Annotated in this window: 9 protein-coding genes; 8 read left to right on the forward strand and 1 reads right to left on the reverse strand. The window is 43.6% G+C overall.

Features of this window, described 5'->3' with window-relative positions:
- Positions 1–5: 5 nt before the first annotated feature.
- From G7092_RS21410 to G7092_RS21435, 6 genes are all read left to right on the forward strand, one after another.
- Entirely contained in the window at positions 6–1,166 is a 1,161-nt protein-coding gene (locus G7092_RS21410) for a hypothetical protein (RefSeq protein WP_166092315.1), read from the forward strand.
- Between the two features lie 29 nt (positions 1,167–1,195).
- On the forward strand, positions 1,196–2,113 hold the full coding sequence (locus G7092_RS21415; RefSeq protein WP_166092317.1) for a hypothetical protein: 918 nt from the start codon (positions 1,196–1,198) through the stop codon (positions 2,111–2,113).
- A 4-nt stretch (positions 2,114–2,117) separates the two neighbouring features.
- On the forward strand, positions 2,118–3,134 hold the full coding sequence (locus G7092_RS21420; RefSeq protein WP_166092319.1) for a TMF family protein: 1,017 nt from the start codon (positions 2,118–2,120) through the stop codon (positions 3,132–3,134).
- A gap of 232 nt (positions 3,135–3,366) precedes the next feature.
- A complete protein-coding gene (locus tag G7092_RS21425; protein ID WP_235953916.1) occupies positions 3,367–7,404 on the forward strand; it encodes a Pls/PosA family non-ribosomal peptide synthetase in 4,038 nt (1,345 codons plus the stop codon).
- A 269-nt stretch (positions 7,405–7,673) separates the two neighbouring features.
- Positions 7,674–7,901 (forward strand): hypothetical protein, encoded by a 228-nt coding sequence (locus G7092_RS21430; protein WP_166092321.1) that lies wholly within the window; start codon positions 7,674–7,676, stop codon positions 7,899–7,901.
- A 56-nt stretch (positions 7,902–7,957) separates the two neighbouring features.
- Positions 7,958–8,167: a hypothetical protein gene (locus tag G7092_RS21435; protein WP_166092324.1), complete on the forward strand. Its 210-nt coding sequence runs from the start codon at positions 7,958–7,960 to the stop codon at positions 8,165–8,167.
- A gap of 59 nt (positions 8,168–8,226) precedes the next feature.
- Here the strand turns inward: G7092_RS21435 and G7092_RS21440 are convergent, their stop codons facing one another.
- A complete protein-coding gene (locus G7092_RS21440) occupies positions 8,227–8,799 on the reverse strand; it encodes a hypothetical protein (RefSeq protein WP_166092353.1) in 573 nt (190 codons plus the stop codon).
- 88 nt (positions 8,800–8,887) lie between these two features.
- Here G7092_RS21440 and G7092_RS21445 point away from each other — a divergent pair, with 88 nt between their 5' ends.
- Positions 8,888–9,238, forward strand: a complete 351-nt coding sequence (locus tag G7092_RS21445) for a winged helix-turn-helix transcriptional regulator (protein ID WP_166092355.1) — start codon at positions 8,888–8,890, stop codon at positions 9,236–9,238.
- Between the two features lie 545 nt (positions 9,239–9,783).
- On the forward strand, positions 9,784–11,337 hold the full coding sequence (locus tag G7092_RS21450) for a sulfatase family protein (RefSeq protein WP_166092357.1): 1,554 nt from the start codon (positions 9,784–9,786) through the stop codon (positions 11,335–11,337).
- Positions 11,338–11,373: the final 36 nt, after the last annotated feature.

Below are 11,373 nucleotides of genomic sequence, written 5' to 3' on the forward strand. Positions count from 1 at the left end.
ATATCATGAAGAAATTAATCTTTTCACTATCTCTGTTTCTAAGCTTTTCATCTTTAGTACATGCCCAATGGACAACCAGTGGGAATAATGCTTTTTATAGTCTTAGCGGAAATGTAGGTATCGGTGTCCCCAATCCAACAAATAAGTTAGACGTAGCAGGCGTCATCAATACACAAAGTTATATGACATCTACATTAGGGTTTTATGTTCCAAGTACTTTAAATGGAATGAATAATACCTTAGGCGGTAATACGATTTCTTTTCGGACAGGGAATGTGGAGAATCGTATGGTAATTGATGGTAGTGGCAATGTCGGTATTGGAACAACAACACCGGTAGGTAAATTAGATGTCAACGGCGCTATTTCCATTAAAGGGATTAATGTAAATGATTACTCACCAATTGGTGTTTCAACGGATGGTACCTATGTTATTGCCAGTGGTTCCCGGATAAAAGGAACATATACCCTCACATTTGAGGCTGCTAACAGGGTACAAACAGTGGAATTACATGTCAATGCGAATCAATATGACGGAGCTACCTCAGTTTCTGTTTTGAGTAATACCTCATATGGGGGTAATGCAATTATGTCAAATTTTCGTACACTCTTTAATGCCGATATGTCTACTGTTTATCTGGTATTTGATGTCGCCAACAGGAATGGTGGAACTTTAGTTACGGTCTATTTTAATGGTGTAGGTGCCTATAACGCCAATTGGGGGGGCACTTTGCCAACGAATACAACCACTCAGGGATTTTATCCATTGGCAGTAAATGGCGGAAACGTAGGAATAGGTACCCTAACGCCAAAAGAAGCCTTATCAGTAAATGGTAATATTCGGTCTAAACAAATAAAAGTTGAACTGGCTAACTGGCCGGATTATGTATTCAAAAAAGATTACCAATTACCATCACTTCAGGAGGTAAAAGCCTACATCGACGAAAACCAACATTTACCCGAAACACCATCCGCGCAGCAAATAGCTAAAGACGGATTGAACCTGGGCGAGATGAATAAACTGTTAATGAAAAAAGTAGAGGAACTGACGCTATACTTGATTGAAGAAAATAAAGCAAAGAAAGAGCAGGAAACGATAAACTGCAAGCAACAAGCACAGATTGACAAACTAATTAAACAGGTTGCATCTCTTCAAAAGCAGAAATAACCACCCTTGGGAAATTAAAACCTAATTACATGAAAAAAAATACATTTTTATCCTTTATCTGCCTTGTGGCTATTCCTCGCCTCTCCGATAATTCGTTAAAATACTATGCCTTTTTTACTATTTTACTTTTACTGCCGTTTGCAGCCAACGCCCAAACACCAACTTGTTTTATAACACAACACACTTCTACTCCAACTTATATTTATGTTGGAAGCATGACTAAATCTATTAGTGATGGTTCCAATTTACAGAAACTCAAAGTAGATGCATTCGGTGGCTCCTGGGGATCAAATACAGATGGACAAACTACCTTTTATATAGGTAATAGGGGTGGCCTCATTATTAATAAAGTTACCACAGGTAGTGATGCCATAGATGGGTATCTTAGTTTACAGGCTTATCAAAATGATGTACAAACCGACTTTTATTTAGTGGCGCCTGCCAATATTTACACCGGAGTTTTGGTATCATCTCTTTGGCTCAGAGACGGAACATCAGTAGTTGTTACGCCAACCTCATCTACAACAACTCCAACTGGCACAGCGATAACTCCCTTGAATATAACAACGGTAATGACTACTGATGTTGCCGGCAATATCGGTATCAACACAGCAAGCACTTCACCTCAATATAAGCTGGCCGTTAATGGCGCATTTATAGCAACATCGGCTACGGTAAAGCTATATAGCAACTGGCCCGATTATGTTTTCAACAAGAATTACCAATTGCCCTCACTTCAGGAGGTAAAAACCTATATCAATCAAAACCAACATTTACCAGAGGTTCCATCAGAACAGCAAATTGCTAAAGACGGATTGAACCTGGGCGAGATGAATAAACTGTTAATGAAAAAGATGGAGGAAATGACCCTATACATGATTGAGGCAAAAGAGGAGATTAACGACCTGAAGAAACAGGTGCAGGATTTAAAAAAGCAAATCAAATAAATACATGAAAAAAAGTATATTTCTAACGCTGGTTGGTTTAACCGCTATACATTTTGCAAACGCTCAAACCAAGACGGTTACCGTTGATGCCAATGATGTATTAAATAGTAATAGCAAGTTAGTGATTAACACAGGGGTGGGGCAATCTTTTTTTACAGGGCATCAGATTGGTACTGGATATGTGTTCTCAAGCGCTGGTATTTTCAGAGCAATAACAGATAATCCGAATGGCGGCGCAAATTATTATTATGATGGCGTTACCAATGGCGTCGTGAATTTTAGTGTAAAAGCTAATGGTCAGGGTTATTTTGCCGGAAATGTTGGTATTGGTACCACGACCCCAACCTCAATGCTTAGCCTCTTGGGCGGAGGGATTAATTTAGGATCAAACCAGGGGCAATACACGCTTGCTGCGGTTGATAATTCGTCTACATCTCCATTACCGATCGGAAGCAATATATATGGTTTGTTTTCGGGAGATCTGATGCTCAGATCATATTGGGGTGTTTCAATCGACTTGAATGACGGATCGCAGGGAGATAATACTAGTGCTACCTATACACGTATACCCTCCTCCTCATCTTTTACCATTAACTCCCGAACAAGCCCCACGGCATTTTCAACTTTATTTGCGGTGAGAAATAATGGAAATGTGTTGATTGGTAAAACCACTCAAACTAATACCGCTTATAAATTGGATGTAGCAGGAGGTATCAGGGCTAATCAAGTAGTAGTTAATACCAACGGAGCCGATTTTGTTTTTGATCGTTCATACCATTTACCTGCACTTTCAAGTGTGAAAGACTATATCGCACAGAATCATCATTTGCCGGAAATTGAGCCGGCCAGCCAGATGCAAAAAGAAGGACTTAACGTAGGTGATAACCAAATTAAGCTATTACAAAAAATTGAAGAATTAACCTTGTACCTAATTGATGAGCATAAAAAGAATAAAGATCAACAAGTGCAAATTGATCAGTTAAAGAAGGAAATACAATTGCTGAACAAAAAGTTAAAATAGAGATGCAAAAGCTTTCAGCTTAAAACAGGCTGAAAGCTTACAATGGGTATCCCGCGAAATGTGCTGTGCTGATCTCGCGGGTGCATCATAAAAAAAAGCACCGTTTTAAACGTTTATACCTAAACAAAGTCATATATCCGTCTGTTAAAGCACGGGCTGAAATATTAATAATATATTGCTGTTAAATCATCTGTTATTAAATTATTCAACCCGACATTTTTAATACATTTGGTTGGCAACTGTTTGCATTACCAATTTGCAGGCAAAAACTATTATAGGCCTAACCATGATGATGATAGCCAAGAGCTTACTAAAAGGTACTGAAAGACCTGACTTTATTAAACACGAAACCATTGCCGACATTTTCAGAACGTCGGCATCTCAATATGCCCATAATACCGCGCTCATTTTTGGCGACAGGCAACTGAATTATGCCCAGCTTGATTCCTGGAGCAATTATATCGCCGCTTTTATTGCTGCACAAGGCATCGGCAGAGGTCATTCTATAGGGGTATGGCAATCACGCGGGCTCGCGTTGCAGGCCGTTATCCTGGGTATTGTAAAATCGGGTGCTGCCTACGTTCCGCTGGATAGGGAAATGCCCGAAGAACGGTTGCAGATCGTACTACAGGAAATTGATGCCGCCGCTTGTTTCAGTGATGCTCAACCGGCGCTCAACTGCCCGGTTTTCGCCGTTCCGGAATTTAAGGAAGTGTATGAAGATTATGTTTTGCCTGCCGGCCCCGATGCGGATGATCGGGCTTACGTGCTATACACATCAGGCAGTACGGGTAAACCAAAAGGTATTCCTATCCTGCATAAGCATATCTGCCACCTCATTCGCTCAGAGCAAAGCGTACTCGGCATCACCCCGCAGGATAAAGTGTACCAGGGTTTCTCGGTGTCCTTTGATATGTGGTGCGAAGAAACCTGGATAAGCCTGTTTGCCGGCGCATCCTTGTGGATAGCCGATGCCACTACGGCAAAATCTATTGATGAGTTAAGCGAACTTTTAAGGCAGCAAAAAATTACTATACTACACGCCGTACCCAGCTTGCTGGCCGTTATGGATGATGATATACCCACGCTGCGCCTCATTAACGCCGGCGGAGAAGCCTGTACGCCGGCTGTTTTAAACCGCTGGAGCAAGCCCGGTAAAAACATATTTTACAATAGCTACGGACCTACCGAAACAACGGTAACTACCACGATGGCCCCATTAAGGCCCGGTGACGCTATCACCATTGGCGGGCCGCTGCCTAACTATGACCTGGCTGTAATTGATGATAAATTTAACCTGCTGCCGACAGGACAGCAAGGCGAGCTCATTATCTCGGGACCCGGCGTGAGCGAGGGCTATGTGAACCGGCCTGAGCTTACCCGCGAAAAATTTCTGGATAAGCCCGCAACCCTCATGGAACTGGCCGGGGACCGTATTTACCTGAGCGGTGATGCCGTAGTGATGCAACCCGATGGCCGGATTGATTTTCATGGCAGGCTGGACGACCAGGTGAAGCTTCGCGGTTACCGTATAGAGCTGGGTGAAATTGAATCGAGACTGAATCAGCTCGAAGAAGTAGCCACAGCTGCTGTTGCTTTGAAAAAAGACGCCACAGGGCAGGATCAGCTGGTGGGTTATGTTACCCTGAAACCAGGACAAACATTTGATCAGCAGCATAGCCGTAACCGCCTTTCGGAGGTTTTACCCCCATATATGGTACCCCTGGTGGTTGTGCAGATGGATCAGTTCCCCCGGCTGCCAAGCGGCAAAATCGACCGTAAATCGCTCCCGGTACCCGAGGCTTTACAAAATGTGCCGGAGCAGCAGGAAATTCATATTAACGCTGATGATCCGCTGGCGGTAAAAGTAATGGCCGGACTTAATCACTTGTTCCCCGGTAGGGATATCACTCCCGAATCGGACTTTTTTACAGATCTGGGCGGCCATTCCTTATTGGCGGCTACATTTTCATCATGGTTACGCAAAGAAGCCGGTATTCAGCATGCATCGTTAAAAGATATTTATACCAATCGCCCGGTTAAAAACCTCATCAACACCTGGGAGCTTGCCGAAAAAAAGGCTAAGGAAAAGAAAACCGTAAACAAGGAGATTTTTCATAAAATTCCGCCTTTGCGTTATTTCCTGTGCGGTTTGGCGCAAGCTATTTCCCTGTTGTTTATATACGGATTGTTCGCTATTCAAATATTTGTACCCTACCTCGGCTACTATTATGTGGTAATCAAAACAGAAACCGGGCAGGGTAATACAGGTATTGGTCTTATTGTAGCCTTGCTGCTTTATTGTCTGGTACCACCCTTTTTATCGCTCATGGGTATAGCGGCTAAATGGCTGCTGCTGGGCAGGGTTAAAGAAGGCGAACACCCTTTATGGGGCTCTTATTATTTTCGTTATTGGCTGGTGAACAGGTTAACACAACTGGCCCCGGCCCAGTTTATGAACGGCACACCACTTTATCCCCTATACTTACGTATGCTGGGTACCCGTGTGGCTAAAGACGCGCAAATAAGCGCTATTACTATTGGTGCCAACGACCTGCTGGAAATTGGCAGCGACGTGAGCCTGAGTACGGGTGTGGTGTTGGACAACGTATCGGTGGAGAATGGTCTGATCAAATTCAGCAAGATTAGCATAGGTGCTCACGCTTATATAGGCAGCGGCGCCGTACTATCGGGCAACACGATTGTGGAAGAGTGGGGCGAACTGCAGGATCTGAGTCATTTGCAAAGCGGCCAAACCATCAAAGCCTATGAGGTATGGAAAGGCAGCCCGGCAGAAAAAGTGCATCAAATGCAGCCTGAAGAACTACCGCAGCCGCTTAAATCACCTTTCCTCAAAATCAAAACTTATGGCTTTCTGTATACCCTGCTGCTCATTGCGTTCCCGGCGGTGGTTTTGGTGCCTTTGCTTCCCATTATCAAAATACTGAATTACATGGATTTGCAAACGCCGGATTATGATTTCAGCTATTTTATCCATGTACCGGCGCTTACGCTTTTATATATTTTATTGTACGCGTTTGAAACGGTATTGCTATCGCGACTGCTTTTGTGGGGTATTAAACCAGGCACCTACCCTGTTTTTAGTCGTACCTATGTGCGCAAATGGCTGTCCGATCAATTGATATCTGTCGCGCTGATTGTGTTACATCCAATATATGCCACCGTATTTGTATCATTTTTCTTCAGGATGCTGGGTTCAAAAATTGGTAAAAATACCGAGATCTCTACCGCCAGTAACGTAACCCATACCATGTTAGAGATTGGCAACGGATCATTTATTGCGGATGCCGTTACGCTGGGCGAAGAGGATATTCGTGCGCAGCGGTTGATATTGAAAAAAACAATCATCGGTAACAGCAGTTTTGTGGGCAACAGCGCATTGATTCCCCAGGGATATGAATTGGGCGACAATATGCTGATTGGTGTGCTGTCGGTACCACCAACCGTGGAGCAGCTACAGGATAGTCCGCTTGGCGACTGGTTTGGTTCTCCAGCTATAGGATTGCCCCGCCGTCAGGATAGCGGTACTTATCCGGCATCGCTTACCACTACCCCATCCTGGTCACGGAAACTGGCGCGTGGCCTGATTGAAACTATCCGCATCCTGCTGCCCGAAACTGTGATCATCTGCTGCAGCGTGCTATTCATCGCTTACTGCCATGACCTGATCAAAGAACGGACGGTTTCACAGATCCTTCAACAGCTACCCAAAATTCCATTTTATTACCTTATTTATATGGGGCTGCCAGCTTTTGTAATTCCTTTAGCTTTAAAATGGACCGCGATAGGAATGTTTAAAAAAGAGCAAAACCCCATGTGGACGCACCGGGTTTGGAGAAGCGAAGCTATCACCACTACCTACGAGGCCCTGGCAGTGCCCTTTATGCTGGAATTTTTAAAAGGGACACCATTTTTACCCTGGGCTCTGCGCTTGTTTGGCGTGAAGATTGGCAAACGGGTATGGCTCAACACTACTGATATTACCGAGTACGATATGGTTTCTATTGGCGATGATACCGCTTTAAATGAAGATTGCGGTCCGCAGACCCACTTATTTGAAGACCGGGTGATGAAGGTAGGAACCGTAAAAATAGGCGCCCGTTGTAGCATCGGCGCCCGCAGCATTATTTTGTACGACAGCGAAATTGGCGACGATGTAAAACTGGAACCCTTATCCCTGGTAATGAAAGGCGAAACCCTGGCCGCCGAAACCGAATGGACAGGCAGCCCGATAAAAGCGCTGGGGTAAATGAATTAAATATCGAACACTGAATGTTGAATATCCAACGTCGAATTTTAAAAAGGTTTAATTTTTTAATTCATCATTCGATATTCAACATTCGGCGTTCGGTATTATATCGTCCTTTTAAGACTTCGCTCATTCAAGCGTCCACGCTTGAATGCTGTTTTACATAAGCGTCCACGCTTATAGTTATTACACTAAATGTAAGTTCAAGCGAAGATCGCTTGAACTAGCAGGAAGATTTGCAACTTAAAATTAGTGATACACACCGGTATATGGCCCCTGAATTTAATAGTAGTACAACAATAGCCGAAGGTGAACGCTATACAATTAACGGCCTGAATATCTGGGCTTATCTCTGGCATGATACCCGGGAGCAAGTAGTAGTCTCAGGTCAAAACCTCTGCGTTCCCATTTATGAAATTAAGAAAGATGATATAGCGGTTAGATTTGCTGCAATTGAGCAATCAAACAATGTTTGGATCATCTACCATAAATACTGAGTTTGGCTAAAGCCAAGAGTTGTTTGCTTTTAATCCGTTGGTTAAAACCAACGGCAATGAAGGATAATCAATTGATGCTCTATTTCATTGCCGTCCCATTTATGGGGCGGTTGGGAGCTGAAAAACCTGGCTTTAGCCAAATTTTACCGCCTAATGTTCTCTCCGTTGTCTGCGTCCTCACAGACAACCTGTGCCATAAAATTGCCTGTGAGGACACAGACAATGGGGAGGGCGTTAAGGTAAATGAATTAAATATCGAATTTTAAAAAGGCTTAATTTTTTACTTCATCATTCGATATTCAAAATTCCGTGTTCGATATTACTCTTATCCCTTCCTCACCAGCGGAACCTGCAAATTGGTGGGGCGGTTTTCGGGTTTATCAAATGCGCGACCGTCTACATTTTTACTGCCGTTAAAGAGAAGGTTATCGTATGTGTATATCAGATCATAATCTATGTAGATCTGTCCTTCGGTAAGACCAAAAGCAGGGAATGCCGTGCCTTTTACATCCTGGGTTTTATTCAGTTCCCATTTGTTTAAAGTACTGTTGGGGATTTTGTTAACAGCATCTGCGAAAGCCTGGTTCAGCGGTGTTATTTCATAGGAAATATCGGCTACATAGTTAAGATTGTAAGCGCCTTCGGTAAGCGGATGTTCTCCCAGCCAAACCAGGTGACCTTTAATAGTGATATCCACCAGCGGAATTTTTGCTGAGGGATCGGCATAATTGATAACCGTACATTCAAATACGTCGCCTGCCGAATAGGTAAAGCTTCGGGTGAGGTAAAAAGGCAGGATGTCGCCTGCGGCGTTTTTGCTGATGCTGGGTCTTAGCTCCGGGCTGATGCTTACCCATTTGCCGCCTTGTATAAAGTGTTTAATTTGTTCTGCTGTCATGGTTTTGTGCTATGCTACAAAGTTGGTAGCTTTACTGTCAAACTGCAAGTAGTCCACGAGATTATACCTAGTACATTTTTTCAGACCAATGGATAATATCAGAAAAAACAAAGATTTTAACCCCTATAATTGCCCGGTTACCCATTGTATGAACAAAATTGGCGGTAAGTGGAAAATACTGATCATCTATGCGGTAAGCAAAAATTGCGATCGCTTTAGCAAATTGAAGAGAGCTATTCCGGTTATCAGCAAACAAATGCTGGTAAACCAACTTCGGGAACTGGAAGAAGATGGCCTGCTGGAACGAACCGTTTATGCGGAGGTACCGCCACGGGTAGAGTATAAACTCACTAGCCAGGGCCTGTCACTGATGCCGGTGATTGGTGTACTGCAGGATTGGGGACTAAAGGATTTACAGACAGCAACAGCAGATAGTTGATAAAATGTCGAGCATCCAATATCGAACTTTAAAGACCCGAAGTTTTTCAACTTCATTATTCGACATTCAATATTGCGTGTTCGATATTACTTTTCCCTTTATCTGACTCACAACTTAAATCCGTATATTTGTATACGCACAACGGCCCAGTTTTTCTGTAAAAAGGAAAACCGGGCCGTTTGCGTAAGGGATAAAAGGGTCCAGAAATCATCTATTTTCAACATAGTTATTTGACAGACAATTATTTAATACTTTTTAAGCCTTTCAAAACATGCAAAAAATTTGTTAAAAAGTGTTAAAATGGGGCTAAAACTTAATTAAAGTGGCCAAAAAGCTGGCCTTTTTACCCTGTTCCTGACTAAAAAAATGTTAAAATTTAAGGTTTAAAAAGTTTTTACTCCTAAATCTATAAGGTATCGAGGCTCAAAACCAATGCAAACGTTTGTGTTATTTTAAGCTTTAAGGTGCCGGGGTTTTATAAGTATCTTGTTGGCTCAAAGAATCGCAACGATAGTTATTTATATACCTTATTGAATTACATCGGTATGAAGAACAGAACTTTACTGAAAACCATAAACCTCCTTTTATTGATTGTGGGGGCAGCGTCCATAAGCTATGCACAGCAAAGGCCCAACGTAATATACATCTACGCTGATGACCTGGGTTACGGCGATCTGAGTTGCTACGGCGCTACCAAATTGCATACCCCCAATCTGGATAAACTGGCCAAAAGTGGTATCCGCTTTACCAATGCGCACGCTACTTCGGCTACCTGTACCCCATCGCGGTTTGCGCTCATGACCGGGAAATACCCCTGGCGCAAAACAGGCACAGGCATATTGCCGGGTAATGCCGCGCTCATTATCCCAACCAATAAAACTACCCTGCCCCAGGTATTTAAACGGGCGGGCTATGCTACAGCCATTGTAGGTAAATGGCACCTGGGCCTGGGCGACAGCGTCAATAAAAACTGGAACGGCGAAATAAAACCCGGCCCTAATGAAGTTGGCTTTGATTACTCCTTCATTTTTCCGGCTACTGCCGATAGGGTGCCTACTGTTTTCCTGGAAAATCACCGGGTGGTGGCCAGCGATGCCAATGACCCTATAGCGGTTGATTACAGCAAAAAAATTGGAAATGATCCCACCGGGAAAGAGCACCCGGAGCTGCTGAAATTAAAATCGTCGCCCGGACAGGGGCATGATAATACTATTGTAAACGGTATTGGTCGTATTGGCTATATGAGCGGCGGATATCAGGCCCGCTGGGTTGATGAGGAAGTATCATCAACCTTCCTGTTCAAGGTAGATCAATTTATCGTCGATCATCGTCAGAAACCATTCTTTTTGTATTATGCCTTAACCGAACCCCATGTACCGCGTATGCCGGCTACCCGCTTCAAAGGCACCAGCGGACTGGGATATCGCGGCGATGACATCCTGCAGCTGGATTGGACCATAGGGCAACTGATGAAAACGCTGGAATTGAATGGCATGGCCAAAAACACCCTTATCATATTTACAAGCGACAATGGACCTGTGCTTGATGATGGATACGAAGATGGAGCCGTTACTAAGCTTAGTGGGCATACCCCATGGGGGCCGATGCGGGGCGGTAAATACAGCGCGCTGGAAGCCGGTACCCGTTTGCCTTTTATTGTGAGCTGGCCGGCGCAGGTAAAGCCAGGTATTTCGGATGCGCTGTTTAGCCAGATGGATATTTTAGCATCAATGGCTCATTTGCTAAATCAAAAAATCCCTAATGGGGATGCAGAGGATAGCCAGGATCATTTAGACGCGCTTTTAGGTAAGAGTAAGCAGGGACGGGCTAATCTGATAGAGCAGGGCAGCAATGATCCTACAGCCATCATCAAAGGCGATTGGAAATATATTAAACCTCACCCGGGTGTGGCGTATATGAAAGATGTAGGCATAGAGTCGGGCAATTCACCATCGCCACAGTTGTATAACCTGAAAGATGATATCGGCGAAAAAAATAACCTGGCCAATACTTACCCAGATAAGGTAAAAGAACTCGATCAGCTATTGCAGCATGAAATCAAATTAGGCACCCCTGGTGTTGTTCCTCCTAAGAATTGAAATTTGACTGATAATATTATACAAAAGTGGGTTTAC

This window comes from Mucilaginibacter inviolabilis, from assembly GCF_011089895.1.
Classification (GTDB): Bacteria; Bacteroidota; Bacteroidia; order Sphingobacteriales; family Sphingobacteriaceae; genus Mucilaginibacter; species Mucilaginibacter inviolabilis.